Origin of the sequence: Burkholderia sp. SRS-W-2-2016 (genome assembly GCF_001931485.1) — a bacterium.
Lineage (GTDB): Bacteria > Pseudomonadota > Gammaproteobacteria > Burkholderiales > Burkholderiaceae > Paraburkholderia.
Genome location: NZ_MSDV01000012.1, coordinates 152,848 through 169,065 on the forward strand (window position 1 = coordinate 152,848; position 16,218 = coordinate 169,065).

Consider the following 16,218-nt stretch of genomic DNA (forward strand, 5'->3'; position numbering starts at 1 on the left):
TCGAGCCGCGGCGGAACCGGACCGCCGTGTCACGCAAGTTTCGAAAAAATTGGGGTCCCCGAATGTACCAATACGATCAGTACGACCAGACCATCGTCGATGAACGGGTCGCGCAGTACGCCGATCAGGTTCGCCGCCGCTTGTCGGGCGAATTGAGCGAAGAGGAGTTCCGTCCGCTGCGCCTGCAGAACGGCCTGTACTACCAGCGCCACGCGTACATGCACCGCATCGCGATTCCGTACGGCAACCTGCGCAGCGACCAGATGCGCGTGCTCGCGCAGATCGCCCGCGAACACGACCGCGGCTACGGCCACTTCTCGACGCGCTCGAACATCCAGTACAACTGGATCAAGCTCGAGGAAACGCCGGAAATCCTGCGCAAGCTCGCGTCGGTGCAGATGCACGGCATCCAGACCTCGGGCAACTGCATCCGCAACATCACCGCCGATCAGTTCGCCGGCGTCGCGCCGGACGAATTCGTCGATCCGCGCCCGTGGGCCGAAATTCTGCGTCAATGGTCGACGTTCCACCCGGAATTCGCGTGGCTGCCGCGTAAGTTCAAGATCGCGGTGTCGGGCTCGAAGGAAGACCGCGCGGCCGTGCAGATTCACGACATGGGCGTGTATCTGCGCAAGAACGCGCAAGGCGAACTGGTGGTCGACATCCTCGCCGGTGGCGGTCTGGGCCGTACGCCGATCGTCGGCGCGGTGATCCGCCGCGATCTGCCGTGGCAGCATCTGCTGACCTACAGCGAAGCCGTGTTGCGTGTGTACAACCGCTACGGCCGTCGCGACAACATGTACAAGGCGCGGATCAAGATCCTCGTGAAGGCGCTGTCGCCGGAGAAATTCTCCGCGCAGGTCGAGGAAGAATGGCAGCACCTGAAGGACGGTCCGTCCACGCTCACGCAAGCGGAAGTGGATCGCGTCGCGCAGTACTTCGTGCCGCCCGCTTACGAAAAGCTGCCGGACACGGATGCATCGTTCGAAAAGCATCTGCTGGAAAACCGCTCGTTCGCCCGCTGGGTCGAGCGTAACGTGCGTCCGCACAAGGTCGAGGGCTACGCATCGGTGACGCTGTCGCTGAAGCCGACCACGATCGCCCCGGGCGACGCGACAGACGCGCAGATGGAAGCGGTCGCCGACTGGGCCGACGAATACTCGTTCGGCCAGATCCGCGTGTCGCACGAACAGAACCTGATCCTCGCGGACGTGAAGAAGAAGGACCTGTTCGCGGTGTGGGAAAAGGCCAAGGCACAAGGCTTCGCGACACCGAACATTGGCCTGTTGACCGACATCATCGCGTGCCCGGGCGGCGACTTCTGCTCGCTCGCGAACGCGAAGTCGATCCCGATCGCGCTGGCGATCCAGGAACGCTTCAACGATCTCGACTACGTGTACGACCTCGGCGACGTGTCGCTGAACATCTCGGGCTGCATCAACGCGTGCGGTCACCACCACGTCGGCAACATCGGCATTCTGGGCGTCGACAAGGACGGCTCGGAGTGGTACCAGGTCACGCTCGGCGGCGAGCAGGGCACCGGTGCAACGGGCGCGCATCTGGGCCGCGTGATCGGCCCGTCGTTCTCGGCGGAAGAAATGCCGGACGTGATGAGCAAAGTGATCGATACGTTCGTTGAAAACCGCCAGGACGGCGAGCGTTTCATCGACACGTACAACCGCATCGGCATCACCCCGTTCAAGGAGCGCGTGTACGCCGCGCGTCAACCGGCTCACGCGTAATCGCGAAAGGATACTGAACAGATGGCTTCTATCATCAAGAATCGCGCGATCGTCAACGACGACTGGACCGTCGTGCGCCCGGCCGAAGACGGCGCGCTGCCGGCGGTCAACGAACTGCCGGCCGGCAAGGTGCTGGTGCCGCTCGCACTGTGGCAAGCGGAGCGCGACGCGCTGATCGCTTCGCGCGGCGCTGAAGAACTCGGCGTGTGGCTCGCGCCGGACAGCGAACCGGCGGATATCGTCGGCGACTTCGACAAGCTCGCGCTGATCGCGGTGGACTTCCCGGTGTTCCGCGACGGCCGCGGCTACAGCATCGCCCGTCTGCTGCGCCAGCGTTACGGCTACACGGGTGAGCTGCGTTCGATCGGCGACGTGCTGCGCGACCAGCTGACCTTCATGTACCGCTGCGGTTTCGACTCGTACGCGCTGCGCGCGGACAAGGACTTCAACGACGCGCTGAAGGCGTTCGACGAATTCAGCGTGCAATACCAGAGCGCGGTGGATACCTCGCCGCTGTTCCGCCGCCGTGCGGCGCAAGCCGACGCAGGCAAGGTTCCGGCATGAGCACCGCTCAATCGCTGAGCCCGGAACTCGCCGCGAAGGTCGAGCGCCTGGACGCGCTGCTCGATTCGATCGCCGCGCGTCACGCGAACGTGAAGCTGGCGAGCAGCCTCGCGGCCGAAGACATGCTGCTCACCCACGCGATCCTGTCGCGCGGCGTGAAGATCGGCATCTTCTCGCTGAACACCGGCCGTCTGCATGCGGAAACGCTCGGCATGCTCGACACCGTGAAGGCGCGTTACGGCTACGACATCGAGCAGTTTCATCCGCAAGCCGCCGCGGTCGAGCAGTATGTGGGCGAGCACGGCCTGAACGCTTTCTATGAAAGCGTCGAGCTGCGCAAGCGCTGCTGCGAAATCCGCAAGGTCGAGCCGCTCAATCGCGCGCTGTCGGACGTCAGCGCGTGGGTCACCGGCCAGCGTCGCGAGCAGTCGGTCACGCGCGCGGAGCTGCACGAGGAAGAGCACGACGGCGCGCGCAATATCGCCAAGTTCAACCCGCTCGCGGACTGGACCGAAACCGACGTGTGGGATTACCTGAAAGCGCTCGACGTGCCGGTCAATCCGCTGCATGCGCGCGGTTATCCGAGCATCGGCTGCGAGCCGTGTACGCGGGCGATCCGCCCCGGCGAGGATAGCCGGGCGGGGCGCTGGTGGTGGGAGTCGCGCGATACGAAGGAATGCGGCTTGCACATCACGGCGATTACCCCGATCGCGGTCGAGCGCAGCGAAAACGCGTCGGCCTGAACGCCGCGCACCGAGCTTGCGGCTCACGCCGCCGAAACCGATTTGAATACTGTCGCCCCAGTGCAAGTGTTTGCCGGGCGCATCAACGAAGGACCCGCTATGAGCACCACGCTCGATTCCGCTGTCAACGCTCCGCTTGCCAACACGGCAAACCGGATGGACCACCTCGACTGGCTCGAAGCCGAGTCGATCCACATCCTGCGCGAACTGGTCGCCGAATGCAGCAAGCCGGCGCTGCTGTTTTCGGGCGGCAAGGATTCCGTGGTGGTGCTCGCGCTCGCACTGAAGGCGTTCGGCCTCGGCGCGAACCGCAAGACCCAACTGCCGTTCCCGCTCGTGCATATCGACACCGGTCACAACTACGACGAAGTGATCGACTTCCGCGATCGTCGCGCGAAGGAAATCGGCGCGGAGCTGGTGGTCGGCCACGTCGAGGATTCGATCAAGCGCGGCACCGTGCGTCTGCGCCGCGAAACCGATTCGCGCAATGCCGCGCAGGCGGTCACGCTGCTCGAAACCATCGAGCAATACGGCTACACCGCGATGATCGGCGGCGCGCGCCGCGACGAAGAAAAGGCCCGCGCGAAAGAGCGGATCTTCTCGTTCCGCGACGAATTCGGCCAGTGGGATCCGAAGGCACAGCGCCCGGAACTGTGGAGCCTGTACAACGCGCGTCTGCATAACGGCGAACACCTGCGCGTGTTCCCGATCTCGAACTGGACCGAACTCGACGTGTGGCAGTACATCGCCCGCGAACAGCTCGAACTGCCGTCGATCTATTACGCGCACCAGCGCGAGATCGTGCGCCGCAACGGCCTGCTGGTGCCGGTCACGCCGCTCACGCCGATGCGCGAGGGCGAGATCAGCGAACAGGCACAGGTGCGCTTCCGTACCGTCGGCGACATCAGCTGCACGTGCCCGGTCGAAAGCGACGCGGACGACATCGAGAAGATCATCGCCGAAACCGCTGTGACCGAAATCACGGAACGCGGCGCGACGCGGATGGACGATCAGGTCTCCGAAGCGGCGATGGAACAGCGTAAGAAGCAAGGCTACTTTTAAGCACACGACCAGAGGTAATTCAATCATGAGCAGTATTCATCAACCAGAAGACCTCGGCGTGCTGCGTTTCATCACCGCGGGTAGCGTCGACGACGGCAAGAGCACGCTGATCGGCCGCCTGCTGTACGACAGCAAGGCTGTGCTGAGCGATCAGCTGTCGGCGCTCTCGCGCGCGAAGAACAAGCGCACCGTCGGCGACGAAATCGATCTGTCGCTCCTGACCGACGGCCTCGAAGCCGAGCGCGAGCAGGGCATCACGATCGACGTCGCGTACCGCTACTTCGCGACCGCGAAGCGCAAGTTCATCATCGCCGACACCCCGGGCCACGAGCAGTACACCCGCAACATGGTGACCGGCGCGTCGACCGCGCACGCGGCGATCATTCTCGTCGACGCGACCCGCGTCACGTTCGAGAACGGCGTTGCGCAACTGCTGCCGCAAACCAAGCGCCATAGCGCGATCGTCAAGCTGCTCGGTCTGCAGCACGTGATCGTCGCGATCAACAAGATGGACCTCGTCGAGTACAGCGAAGCGCGCTTCAACGAGATTCGCGATTCGTACGTCGAGCTCGCGCGCCACCTCGGTCTCGAAGACGTGCGCTTCGTGCCGGTGTCGGCACTGAAGGGCGACAACATCGTCAGCGCGAGCGAGCGCATGCCGTGGTACGCGGGCGAGCCGCTGCTCGACGTGCTCGAAGCGTTGCCGGTCGAAAGCGCCGGCGGTGACACGCTGCGTTTCCCGGTGCAGTGGGTTGCGCGCCAGGACGGCAGCCAGGCCGACGATTTCCGCGGCTACATGGGCCGCGTCGAGTCGGGCGAAGTGAAGCTCGGCGACACGATCGTCGTGCTGCCGGCTAACCGTGAAGCGACCGTTGCCGAGATCATCGCGCCGGTCGTCGGCGGCACCGCGCAGGTGGACCGCGCGTTCGCCGGCCAGACCGTGACGATCCGTTTGACGGAAGACGTCGACGTGTCGCGCGGCGATACCTTCGTGCTGCGCGAAGCGGCGCCGGAACCGGCGAAGAAGCTCGAAGCGGACCTGTGCTGGTTCGACGACACGCCGCTGTCGACGCAACGCAAGTACCTGCTCAAGCAGACCACCAACACGGTGTTCGCGAAGATCGGCGCGATCAAGGAAGTGCTCGACGTGCATACGCTGTCGCAAGCGACCGACCGCAAGGAACTGGCGATGAACGATATCGGCCGCGTGGCGCTGACGTTGCAAAAGCCGCTCGTGTGCGATGCGTACGACGCGCATCAGGGCACCGGCGCGTTCGTGCTGATCGACGAGGCGACGAACCACACCGTTGCGGCTGGGATGATCCGGGCTTACTCGGCGTAAAGGCGCGGCGTAAAAGCGCGGCGTCAGAGTGCGGAGTCACTGCGTGGCGCGTCACCCGCGCCGCGCAGATGCTCTAACGAAACAGGTTGAAGTAATGGGTAAGGTTTATCTGATCGGCGCGGGACCCGGTGCCGCGGACCTGATTACGGTGCGCGGCGCGCGGCTGCTCGGCGCCGCCGACGTCGTGCTGCACGACGCGCTGGTCGAACCGGCGATGCTCGACTACGCGCCGCGTCACGCGAAGCGGATCGCGGTCGGCAAGCGCTGCGGGCAGCTTTCGACGGCCCAGCAGTTCATCAACAAGCAGATCGTCGACGCGGCGCTCGAACACGACGTGGTCGTGCGTCTGAAGGGCGGCGACCCGATGCTGTTCGGCCGCGCCGACGAAGAAATGCGCGCGCTCGAAGCGGCCGGTATCGAGTATGAAGTCGTGCCGGGCATTACCGCCGCGCTCGCCAGCGCGGCGACGCTGAAGCGCTCGCTGACGTTGCGCGGCGTGTCGCGCAGCGTCGCGCTCGCCACCTTCAGTCGCGCGCCCGGCTCCGACGAAATCCGCGAGCAGGTCAACGCCGACTCGCTGGTGTTCTACATGGGACGCGACAGCGGCGTCGAGATCGCGCAGCAGCTGATCGATGCCGGCAAGCCGGCGACGACCCCGGTCGCGATCGTCGAGGCGTGCAGCACCGAGCGCGAGCGCATGCTGACGCTGACGCTCGAACAGCTCGCCGCCGGCGAAGCATCGCATTGGGTCGATGCGTCACAGCCGAGCCTGCTGATGATCGGCGCGGCATTCGCGGCGCGCCAGCAGGCAGCGGCTGGCGTCAAACTCACCGAAAACGGCTTGCTGGTCGCCGCCTGACGCGGCCGGTTTCAGCGCTTTCTTTTCTTCTTTATCGGGCCGCGCGGCGCGTTCACCGACAACGCCGCCGCGCGGATCCGCCTCGCTCTCTCCCTGCACTGCGCCTGCTCAGTTCTGTCTGAGACTCAGGTAGTTACCGCTCGGGTAGGCGGCATTCAACCACGTCAGCAGCCGGTTCAACTGCGTGTTGTCGATCCCTTCGCCGCGCATCAGCGGCACCTGATTCCACGTCCACGTCGGGAAGTTCTCGATCGTTCCGCCCGATGGCATGCCGTGCACGTAGTCGAGCGCGCACAGACTGCGAATGCTCCAGCCGCAAGTAATCTCGCCGCTCACCGTGTTGGCCTGGCCTTCGCGCTGCCAGTTGCCCAGGTTGAAGCTCGTGGTGGTATCGAGCCAGTTCGCGAGGAACGCGTTGACGACCGCCTGCTCGGTCGCGACGCTGGTGCCTTTCCACACGCCGTTCTGGCCGCCGCTCCACACGTCGAGCGGACTCGAGTCGCGGATTGTCCAGCCCTGATTGACGTTGGCGACGCCGATGCCGTTGTCCATCTCCTGCGCGCCTTTGAGCACGTACAGGAAGTTGCGGATCGGCTCGGGGCGGCCGCTGGATTGCGCGAGGTCCTTCATCAGCCCATACGCGTATTGCCAGTCGACCGGCATATGGACGAGATGCGCGCCCGAGCCGGGATTGAGCAACACCTGCAGGTAGTACCACTGGTTCGCCTTCACGTATTGCGCGACCTCGCTGCCGAACATACTGTTGGCGCTCGGGAAGTTCAGGATGTGCGGCGACACGTTGAAGACGAAGCGCCAGTAGTTACACCAGCCGCGTTTTTCGGGTTTGGGCGCGTGTTGCAGGTTGACCCAGGCGGTGGGGCAGTTCTGTTCCAGCGAGTAATCCTGCGCGAGCTCCCACGACTTCATCAATTGCCATTGGGCGGTGCCGTACAGGTTTTCCTGCTGCGCGATCGTGTAGCTGCCGCTTGTGCCCTGGTTCGGCGGTGCAAACCTTTCGCCGAACTCGACGCCCCAGTAGTACAGGTCGTTGAAGATGTTGCCCGTCCTGCCTTGCGTGTAATTCACGCCGCCCTGCGCGAGCTGGGTTCGCATGTTGTACGTGCCGTTACCGGAGCCTTCGCCCGCGTACTCCTTGTTCAGGTTGCTGTTGGTGAAGTAGTCGCCCCACGCGTCCTTCGGATGGACACGCGGAACCCAGTGATTCCAGTCGGGCAATTGCAGGCCGATCGGGATTTCGCGCAGGTTGATCTGGCCTTTGGTCGCGACGAGGGTCCGGTCGACCACGCCATTCGGGAAGATCGCCGCGAGCGTGTCCAGATCGTTCTCCGACACCGCGCCGAGACCGGCGCCGCAGGTCCAGTCGCTGACCGGTGCCGCATCGAGTCCGGGACCCGGTTGATAGGGCGGATTCCACGGCCGGCAATTCGCGCCCGGCATCGGCAGCTGGTTTTTCAGGCTACGGATATAGCTCGCGATCTGCTGTCCCTGAGTTGCGCTCAGTCCGTGAAACTGGCTGCGCACGACGATCGAGTTGTTCGAGTAGTTGAACTTGAACAGGTCGCTGCCGCTCACGCTATGGCAGTCCATGCAGTGCGCGCGTAGCTGATGGCCCGCATTGAGCGGCGATTCGATCAGTTGCGCGCTTTGCCAGAGCTGCTGGCCGGTGGCGATATCGCTCGCGCCGGGCAGCGGGGCGGTCCACGTCGCCGGGTCGTCCTGCGCAAAGCTGGAGGCGGCGATCAGCTTGTTGCCGGCGCTGTCGAGCAGGTTGAACGACAGCACGCGATAGCCTGAACTCACGCCGTCGGTGCCATTGAAGCGGAAGCTGATCGTGTTGGTGCCGTTCACCGCGCCGCTGACCGGCACGTTCAGGCTAATCGTGTCGTAGCCGCCGCCGATCCCACCGTACAGCTTCGCATTGCCAAGCACGGTGACGCTCGCGTTGGTCAGCGCGATCCAGTTGCCGCCGTTGATCTGCACCGAACCCTTGCCGTCGAATGAGAGGTTATTGACCTGCATCGTCAGCACCTTCGCCGACGCGCCGGCCGGAATTCTCAGCGTTGCGCTGACGACCTGGCCGCTGCTCGCGCTCATCACTTCGAGCGGCATCACGAGTGGGCCCGCTCTCGCTCTGGCTCGCGCCGACAGCGCATGGTCGACCGGGGTCGCGTTATCGACGCCGGCGTTGCTTTCACCCGCCGCGTCGCCCGTGCCGTTTGCGCCGCCCCCACCGCATGCGCTCAATAAGGCTTCACTCAATACCGAAATGACGACCATACGATTTAGTCGTTTCATGATTGGCCTCTTTTTCAGAGAAAGCGGTGCCGCGGCATTGCGTAAATGCCGTGTCGCCTGAAACGATGAGTAAAGAGGATCGCCCGATGAAAATGAATTATCGGGAGCGATGCTCGATCAAATCGAAGGACGCAAAAGTGCGTCGCGCGAACGCGCGAAAAGGATAGAAGGTCGCGTGGCGAGGAGCGCGGAGCGGACCTCGCCAGCTGACATTGCCTCGTATATAGGTATGCACTGGATATTAGCCAATTTCCGCCAATTTCAAAGAAGAATTGACAATTTTATTTGCTATTCGCGGAATGAGAAGATTCGGATTTGTCGATTCGTCGAATGACGGTGAATCGATTTATTTAACATTGTCGGAATTAAAGATCGCGGCAATGTTTTGAGATAAAACCCCGGACATTATTCTCAATTGCCCGCAAACAACAGGCCGGCTCGCGGGCCCGCCTGCTGCTGCGTTGCGCGGCTTCGGATGCGCGTCAATTTCCGCTCAGACTCGCATAGTTGCCGCTCGGGTACGCGGCATTCAGCCAGCTCACTAGCCGGTTCAACTGCGCGCCGTCGATCCCTTCGCCGCGCATCAGCGGCACCCGGTTCCACATCCACGTCGGGAAGTTCGCGGTGGTGCCGCCGGACAGCGTGCCGGGCACATAGTCGAGCGCGCACAGACTGCGGATGCTCCAGGTGCAACTGGTCTCCGCGCTGACCGCGTTGGCCTGGCCTTCGCGCTGCCAGTCGCTAAGGTTGAAGCTCGTCGTGGTGTCGAGCCAGTTCGCGAGGAATGCGTTGACGAGGGCCTGCTCGGTTGCGACGGGGGTGCCTTTCCACACGCCGCTCTGGCCGCCGCTCCAGACGTCGAGCGGGCTGGTGTCGCGCGTGGTCCAGCCCTGGTTGACGTTGGCGACGCCGATGCCGTTGTCCATCTCCTGCGCGCCCTTGAGCACGTACAGGAAGTTGCGGATCGGTTCGGGGCGGCCGCTGCTTTGATAGAGGTTATCGAGTAGCCCGTACGCGTATTGCCAGTCGACCGGCATCTGCACGAGATGCGCGCCGGAGCCCGGATTGAGCAGGATCTGCAGGTAGTACCACTGGTTCGATCTCACGTACTGCGCGACCGTGCTGCCGAACATGCTGTTGTCGACCGGAAAGCCGAGGATGTGCGGCGACACGTTGAAGACGAAGCGCCAGTGGTTGCACCAGCCGCGTTTTTCGGGTTTGGGCGCGTGTTGCAGGTTGACCCAGGCGGTGGGGCAGTTCTGTTCCAGCGAGTAATCCTGCGCGAGCTCCCATGACTTCATCAATTGCCATTGCACGGTGCCGTACAGGTTCTGCTGCTGTGCGATCGTGTAGCTGCCGCTCGTGCCTTCGTTTGGCGGTGCGAAGTTTTCGCCGAACGCGACGCCCCAGTAGTAGAGGTCGTTGAAGATGTTGCCGGTCTTGCCCTGCGCGTAGTTCACGCCGCCCTGTGCAAGCTGCGCTCGCATGTTGTACGTGCCGTTGCCGCTGCCTTCGCCCGAGTACAGCTTGTTCATGTTGCTGTTGGTGAAGTAGTCGCCCCACGCGTCTTTCGGATGAATGTGCGGCACCCAGTGATTCCAGTCCGGCAGTTGCAGGCCGATCGGGATTTCGCGCAGGTTGATCTGGCCTTTGGTCGCGACCGCGGCCTTGTCGATGCCGTTCGGAAAGACCGCCGCGAGCGTGTCCAGATCGTTCTCCGACACCGCGCCGAGACCGGCGCCGCAGGTCCAGTCGCTGACCGGTGCCGCGTCGAGCCCGGGGCCGGGTTGATAGGGCGGATTCCACGGGCGGCAGTTCGCGCCAGGCGTCGGATACTGGTTCTTCAGGCTGCGGATATAGCTCGCGATCTGCTGACCTTGGGTTGCGCTCAGCCCGTGAAACTGCGCACGCACGACGATCGAGTTATTCGAGTAGTTGAACTTGAACAGGTCGCTGCCGGTGGCGCTATGGCAGTCCATGCAGTGCGCGCGTAGCTGATGGCCCGCATTGAGCGGCGATTCGATCAGTTGCGCGCTTTGCCAGAGCTGTTGACCGGCGGCGATATCGCTCGCGCCGGCCAGCGGGGCGGTCCACGTCGCCGGGTCATCCTGCGCGAAGCTCGACGCGGCGATCAGCTTGTTGCCGGTGCTGTCGAGCAGATTGAACGACAGCACGCGGTAGCCTGAACTCACGCCGTCGGTGCCGTTGAAGCGGAAGTTGATCGTGTTGGCGCCGTTCACTGCGCCGCCGACCGGCACGGTCAGACTCAGCGTGTCGTAGCCGCCGCCGATCCCGCCATACCGCTTCGCATTGCCAAGCACCGTGACGTTCGCGTTGGTCAGCGCGATCCAGTTGCCGCCGTTGATCTGCACCGAGCCCTTGCCGTCGTACGACAGGTTGTTGACCTGCATCGTCAGCAGCTTTGCCGACGCGCCCGCGGGCACCTGGAGCTTCGCGCTGACGACCTGGCTACTGCTCGCGCTCATCACTTCGAGCGGCATGATTAGCGCGCCGGTTGTCGAGACCGGCGCGTCGGTCGATAACGAGCCGGTTGCCGCTGGCGATGCGCTCGGGTTGCCGTTTTGTGAGCCAGTCGCACCGTTGTTACCGCCGCCGCCATCACTACCACCGCCGCCACCACCGCACCCACTCAGAACCGTCGCACCCACAAGCGCCACGCTAAATACCATCCTCATTACAACGCGATCGAGTTGTCTCATTAATTATTCTTTGGATTGTGAGCCGTACGGAATCAAACGCCGAGCGGCCCGCGAGATTAAAAGACGAGCATTGCCCTGGAGAACGTGCTTCTCCACTGCAATGCTCAATGACGATAATCGATGGGAAATGACATCACGCGCGTGCCGGCAACGACGGATAGCCGGCGCGGCAGCGCGTGCATGGTTGCCGTGCCTTCCGGCGCGGCCTTGACCTGAAGTCTACGTACCCTTTGTGTCAGATCGAGTACGGCATCTTAGGTAATTTCGACTGGTTTCAAAAAAAGAAAATTGTATCGAATTTTAAATTCGCATAATGCGATGATTAATCCTTTTTTATCTCTAAAGTGAAATTAAGTCCAATTGAGTATTTAGAGATATTTGAATTGGATTAACTTATTTTGAGATAAAAGGGTTTTGAAGTTAATTCTGACCGGCGCATGGGCCGGCATATCGCAGCCGCGCGGACAGGAGGGATAGGGAGGGGCGCCGCCGAACGCGTGTCGCGTCGGCCGGACGGCGCGGAACAGGCGCTCAGAGCTGCGTGAGGCAGTAGCGCGCGAGCGCGTCGAGCACCGAGTCGTCTTCACCGACCGCGACCGCGCAGCGAATCTCGACCGCGGGATGCGCGGCACGGCATTGATCGATGATCGCGGGCAGATCCTTGCGGACATGGCCGCCTTGCCCGAAAAACACCGGCACCACGGTGATCGCATCGCAGCCTTGGCCGGCGAGTTGCGCGACGGCGGTCGGCAGATCGGGTTCCATCAACTCCAGAAACGCGAGCGAGACCGGCTGCACGTCGCCGCTTGCCGCGCGCGCGGCGCGCAGCTTGTCGGCGAGCCGCTCGAACGGCTCGCGCCAGCGCGCATCGCGCGCGCCGTGGCCAAACAGAATCAGTCCGTGAATTGCCATCGCGTCGGCTCCCGATTGCGCTGAGCGCGCCCGTCGCTACGTTAATGCCGGTCGACCCACTTCAGGCCGACGAGCCCGAGCACGAGGTAGACGAGCCCCGGCGTCGCCGCGGTCAGTGGCGCGGGCCACGTGTTGAGCGTACCGATGTGCGAGAACAGCGTGTTGAACAGCTGGAAGCTCATGCCGAGCATGATGCCGCCGAACACCTTCATGCCGACCACGCCGGCGCGCGTATGCAGATACGCGAACGGCAGCGACAGCACCAGCATCACGAACACCGCGAACGGATACAGCAGCTTGCGCCACAGCGCGATTTCATAGCGCTGGGTGTCCTGATGGTTCTCGGTCAGATGCTGGATATAGCGGAACAGATTGAACATCGACATCCGGTCCGGCGACACCAGCAGCACCGACAGAATCTGCGGCGTCAGCTCCGAGCGCAGCGAATACTCGGGCAGCGACACCTGCTTCGCGCGATACACCGGATTGAGCGCATCGGCCGGCGTGCCCGTAGGCGGCGCGACGTCGAGCAGCTGCGTATCGGTCACGCCGGTCAGCAGCCAGTGCCCCGGCGGCTGATAGCGGCCGCTCTGCGCGATGCGCACGTTCGAGAGCCGGAACTTCGAATCGAATTCGTAGATGCGCACGTTGCTGATCGTCGCGTCGGGCCGCAGTTCGCCGACGTTGACGAAGCGCGTGACCTGCTCGCCGTCCGCGCGCTCGGTCAGCGTGTCCTTGACCCACACGCCCGACTGGAAGTTGCTCGACACCGACGAGCCCAGCGCCTCGAGACGCACGCGCTCCGACAGTTGATCCGTGTACGGGCCAACCACTTCGCCGATCAGATAGGTGAGGAACACGAGCGGAACGCCGATTTTCAGCAGCGAGCGCAGCGCCTGATTGGTCGCGAGCCCGGACACGCGGAAGATCGTGTATTCGGAGTTCGCCGCCATCTGCGCGAACACATAGATCGCGCTGATCAGCGCGGCGACCGGAATGATCTCGTAGAAGCGCGACGGCGTTTGCAGCGCGACGCGCAGCACCGCGTACTGGAATTTGTAGTTGCCGTGTCCGACCGAATTCAGTTCGTTGATCAGGTCGAAAAAGAAGAACAGACCGGAAAACGCAAACAGAATGAAGATGAACGTGAGATAGATCTGACGCGCGAAATACTTTTCATAGATGCGCATCGGTCACGCTCCCTGCGAACGGCTGAACATCGCGCGCGTGAACAGCGGCCGGTTACGCACGCGCAGCCAGAAGATGAACGCGACGATCGCCGCGACGATCACGTGCAGGATCACGAGGCCGAGCCCGAACGACATCTTGCCTTGCTCGATCCACGACTGCGCGACGTTCAGCAGGTTCGAATAGGTGAGGTAAATCAGTACGGCCATCACGAGGTTGATGGTGCGGCTGCGCCGCGGGTTCTGGTGCGCGAGCGGAATGGCCAGCAGCATCAGGTTGATCGCGATCAGCGGCAGACCCGCGCGCCATGCGAATTCGGCGAGGTTTTCGTTGGTCGGATCGCGCAGCAGCGTGAGCGTGGGCAGACCGGTGGTACTCGGCTTGTTGACGACCGGCTGGCTCTGGATCTTCACGCCGTAGCGCTCGAACTCCATGATGCGGAAGTCGGGGTGGCCCGGTTCGCCGTCGTAGCGGCGGCCGTTTTCCAGCACCACGAAGCGGTCGCCGTTCTTGTGCGTCTCGACGTGGCCGTTCTTCGACACCACCACGTTGAGCTTGCCGCCTTCGGTGCTGGTCACGAACACATTCTCGACGTGCCCCTGGTCGGGCGACATCTTCTCGATGAAGAAGACCCGGTGGCTGGTCGCCGATTCACGGAACTGTCCCGGCGCGAGCAGCGAGACCTCGTCGCGCTGCTGGAAGCGCGCGCGGATCAGCTTGTTCTGCTGGTTCGACCACGGCCAGCCGACGAACACGAAGAAGCAGATCAGGATGATGATCGGCGTCGCGAACAGGCCGATCGGCTTGATGAATTGCGTGAGACTGACGCCCGAGGACAGCCACACGACCATCTCGGAGTCTTTGTACCAGCGGGTCAGCACGAACAGGATCGACACGAACAGCGTCGCGACGAGCATGATGGCCAGATAGCCGATCACGGTGAGGCCGATCAGAACCAGCACGTCGCGCGGGTCGATCTGACCCGAGGCCGCGAAGCCGACGATGCGGATCATCATCGTCGTCAGCACGAGCGTGAGGAGAACCATGAACACGGCACCAGCCGTGTACGCGAGCTCGCGCTGGAGGGAGCGTTCGAAGATCATTATTGATGATGAGAGGGGGCGCTCACGGCAACGCGCGGGTTCGTTCCCATCGCGCCTCCGGTGCAGCCGCCGCGGGAAAAATAGCGGATAATTGCGGCTTTCATCCTAAGCCCAGATTTTATCCGAGGACAAGCGCGATGGACTTTAGCATAAAAGCCTGTGATTGGACCAAAGGCTCGACGAACGGTTTCCTGACCGGCAAATCCGATTGCATCGTGATCGGCGTGTTCGAGTCGCAAACGCTGTCGGGCGCGGCGCTGGAGATCGACGAGGCCACCAAGGGCCTGCTCACGCGCATCATCAAGGCGGGCGACATGGACGGCAAGGCCGGCACCACGTTGTTCCTGCATGAAGTGCAGGGCATCGGCGCATCGCGCGTGCTGCTGGTCGGCCTCGGCAAACAGGACGCTTTCAGCCAGAAGGCCTACGGCGACGCGGTGCGTGCCGCATGGCGCGCGCTGCTCGGCACGAAGATCGTGCAGGTCACCTTCACGCTCGCGCAATTGCCGGTGCTCGAACGCGGCTCCGACTGGGCCGTGCGCGCCGCGGTGCTCGCGCTGCGCGAACTGACCTACCGCTTCACGCAGATGAAGAGCAAGCCGGACAACACGCCGCGCGCGCTCAAGCGCATCGTGTTCAGCGTCGCCACCGGCGACGAAAAGGCCGCCAAGCTCGCCGCCAAACAGGGCGCCGCGCTGGCCAACGGGATGGACCTCACGCGCGACCTCGGCAATCTGCCGAGCAACGTCTGCACGCCGACCTATCTGGCGAACACCGCGAAGAAGCTCGCGAAAGACTGGAAGCTGAAAGTCGAGGTGCTCGGCGAGAAGCAATGCGAAGCGCTGAAGATGGGCTCGTTCCTGTCGGTCACCGCGGGCGCGGTCGAGCCGGCGCAGTTCATCGTGCTGCAGTACCAGGGCGGCGCCGCGAAGGCCGCGCCGGTGGTGCTGGTCGGCAAGGGCGTCACGTTCGACACCGGCGGCATCTCGCTGAAGCCGGGCGAGGGCATGGACGAGATGAAGTACGACATGTGCGGCGCGGGCTCGGTGCTCGGCACGCTGCGCGCGGTCGCCGAGATGGGGCTGAAGATCAACGTGGTCGGCATCATTCCGGCGGTCGAGAACATGCCGTCGGGCACCGCGACCAAGCCGGGCGACATCGTCACCAGCATGAAGGGCATCACGATCGAGGTGCTCAATACCGACGCCGAAGGCCGCCTCATTTTGTGCGACGCGCTCACCTATGCGGAGCGCTTCAAGCCGGCCGCGGTGATCGACATCGCGACGCTGACCGGCGCGTGCATCATCGCGCTCGGCCATCACAACAGCGGCCTGTTCTCGAAGGACGACGCGCTCGCGGGCGAGCTGCTCGACGCGTCGCGCGAGGCATCGGACCCGGCATGGCGTCTGCCGCTCGACGACGAGTACCAGGACCAGCTGAAGTCGAACTTCGCGGATGTCGCGAACATCGGCGGACGGCCGGCGGGCAGCGTGACGGCCGCGTGCTTCCTGTCGCGCTTCACGGATGCTTATCCGTGGGCGCACCTCGACATCGCGGGCACCGCGTGGAAGAGCGGCGCGGCCAAGGGCGCGACCGGCCGGCCGGTGCCGTTGCTTGCGCAGTTCCTGATCGACCGCGCCGGGCAATGATGGTTAGCGGTAAGCGCG

At 63.5% G+C, this 16,218-nt stretch carries 12 protein-coding genes; 7 read left to right on the forward strand and 5 right to left on the reverse strand.

Annotated elements, in window-relative coordinates; translation table 11 throughout:
• The first annotated feature begins 62 nt into the window (after positions 1–62).
• The 6 genes from BTH42_RS03645 to cobA all read left to right on the forward strand — a co-directional run bounded on the left by BTH42_RS03645 (position 63) and on the right by cobA (position 6,312).
• Positions 63–1,742 carry a nitrite/sulfite reductase gene (locus BTH42_RS03645; protein WP_075295857.1) on the forward strand — a complete coding sequence of 560 codons (1,680 nt, stop codon included), beginning with the start codon at positions 63–65 and terminating at the stop codon, positions 1,740–1,742.
• 21 nt (positions 1,743–1,763) lie between these two features.
• Entirely contained in the window at positions 1,764–2,306 is a 543-nt protein-coding gene (locus tag BTH42_RS03650; RefSeq protein WP_075295859.1) for a DUF934 domain-containing protein, read from the forward strand.
• On the forward strand, positions 2,303–3,049 hold the full coding sequence (locus tag BTH42_RS03655) for a phosphoadenylyl-sulfate reductase (protein WP_075295861.1): 747 nt from the start codon (positions 2,303–2,305) through the stop codon (positions 3,047–3,049). The genes BTH42_RS03650 and BTH42_RS03655 overlap by 4 nt, the downstream gene beginning before the upstream one ends.
• 99 nt (positions 3,050–3,148) lie before the next feature.
• A complete protein-coding gene (gene cysD, locus BTH42_RS03660; RefSeq protein WP_075295863.1) occupies positions 3,149–4,111 on the forward strand; it encodes a sulfate adenylyltransferase subunit CysD in 963 nt (320 codons plus the stop codon).
• A gap of 25 nt (positions 4,112–4,136) precedes the next feature.
• Positions 4,137–5,453, forward strand: a complete 1,317-nt coding sequence (locus BTH42_RS03665) for a sulfate adenylyltransferase subunit 1 (protein WP_075295865.1) — start codon at positions 4,137–4,139, stop codon at positions 5,451–5,453.
• 94 nt (positions 5,454–5,547) lie between these two features.
• The gene (gene cobA / locus BTH42_RS03670; RefSeq protein WP_075295867.1) at positions 5,548–6,312 is read left to right on the forward strand and encodes a uroporphyrinogen-III C-methyltransferase; all 765 of its coding nucleotides are present in this window, start codon (positions 5,548–5,550) and stop codon (positions 6,310–6,312) included.
• Positions 6,313–6,420: 108 nt separating this feature from the next.
• Here cobA and BTH42_RS03675 read toward each other — a convergent pair whose 3' ends face one another.
• The 5 genes from BTH42_RS03675 to lptF all read right to left on the reverse strand — a co-directional run bounded on the left by BTH42_RS03675 (position 6,421) and on the right by lptF (position 14,551).
• Positions 6,421–8,628: a hypothetical protein gene (locus BTH42_RS03675; protein WP_143751961.1), complete on the reverse strand. Its 2,208-nt coding sequence runs from the start codon at positions 8,626–8,628 to the stop codon at positions 6,421–6,423.
• A 482-nt stretch (positions 8,629–9,110) separates the two neighbouring features.
• Complete coding sequence (locus BTH42_RS03680; protein WP_075295871.1) at positions 9,111–11,129, reverse strand: hypothetical protein; 2,019 nt, start codon at positions 11,127–11,129, stop codon at positions 9,111–9,113.
• Positions 11,130–11,879: 750 nt separating this feature from the next.
• Positions 11,880–12,260 (reverse strand): sirohydrochlorin chelatase, encoded by a 381-nt coding sequence (locus BTH42_RS03685; protein ID WP_075295873.1) that lies wholly within the window; start codon positions 12,258–12,260, stop codon positions 11,880–11,882.
• A gap of 41 nt (positions 12,261–12,301) precedes the next feature.
• Positions 12,302–13,450 carry an LPS export ABC transporter permease LptG gene (gene lptG, locus BTH42_RS03690; RefSeq protein WP_075295875.1) on the reverse strand — a complete coding sequence of 383 codons (1,149 nt, stop codon included), beginning with the start codon at positions 13,448–13,450 and terminating at the stop codon, positions 12,302–12,304.
• 3 nt (positions 13,451–13,453) lie between these two features.
• Positions 13,454–14,551, reverse strand: a complete 1,098-nt coding sequence (lptF, locus tag BTH42_RS03695) for an LPS export ABC transporter permease LptF (RefSeq protein WP_075295877.1) — start codon at positions 14,549–14,551, stop codon at positions 13,454–13,456.
• Between the two features lie 137 nt (positions 14,552–14,688).
• On the opposite strand from lptF, the gene BTH42_RS03700 reads away from it, so the two are divergent.
• Positions 14,689–16,200, forward strand: a complete 1,512-nt coding sequence (locus BTH42_RS03700; RefSeq protein WP_075295879.1) for a leucyl aminopeptidase — start codon at positions 14,689–14,691, stop codon at positions 16,198–16,200.
• Positions 16,201–16,218 lie beyond the last annotated feature (18 nt).

What these genes read in the sequence shown, in the direction of transcription:
- BTH42_RS03650 (WP_075295859.1), top strand. Translation starts at nt 1,764, where the DNA reads ATGGCTTCTATCATCAAGAATCGCGCGATCGTCAACGACGACTGGACC.
- lptG (WP_075295875.1), bottom strand. Translation starts at nt 13,450, where the DNA reads ATGCGCATCTATGAAAAGTATTTCGCGCGTCAGATCTATCTCACGTTC.
- BTH42_RS03700 (WP_075295879.1), top strand. Translation starts at nt 14,689, where the DNA reads ATGGACTTTAGCATAAAAGCCTGTGATTGGACCAAAGGCTCGACGAAC.
- cobA (WP_075295867.1), top strand. Translation starts at nt 5,548, where the DNA reads ATGGGTAAGGTTTATCTGATCGGCGCGGGACCCGGTGCCGCGGACCTG.
- BTH42_RS03680 (WP_075295871.1), bottom strand. Translation starts at nt 11,129, where the DNA reads ATGCCGCTCGAAGTGATGAGCGCGAGCAGTAGCCAGGTCGTCAGCGCG.
- BTH42_RS03645 (WP_075295857.1), top strand. Translation starts at nt 63, where the DNA reads ATGTACCAATACGATCAGTACGACCAGACCATCGTCGATGAACGGGTC.
- BTH42_RS03655 (WP_075295861.1), top strand. Translation starts at nt 2,303, where the DNA reads ATGAGCACCGCTCAATCGCTGAGCCCGGAACTCGCCGCGAAGGTCGAG.
- BTH42_RS03665 (WP_075295865.1), top strand. Translation starts at nt 4,137, where the DNA reads ATGAGCAGTATTCATCAACCAGAAGACCTCGGCGTGCTGCGTTTCATC.
- lptF (WP_075295877.1), bottom strand. Translation starts at nt 14,551, where the DNA reads ATGATCTTCGAACGCTCCCTCCAGCGCGAGCTCGCGTACACGGCTGGT.
- BTH42_RS03685 (WP_075295873.1), bottom strand. Translation starts at nt 12,260, where the DNA reads ATGGCAATTCACGGACTGATTCTGTTTGGCCACGGCGCGCGCGATGCG.
- cysD (WP_075295863.1), top strand. Translation starts at nt 3,149, where the DNA reads ATGAGCACCACGCTCGATTCCGCTGTCAACGCTCCGCTTGCCAACACG.
- BTH42_RS03675 (WP_143751961.1), bottom strand. Translation starts at nt 8,628, where the DNA reads ATGAAACGACTAAATCGTATGGTCGTCATTTCGGTATTGAGTGAAGCC.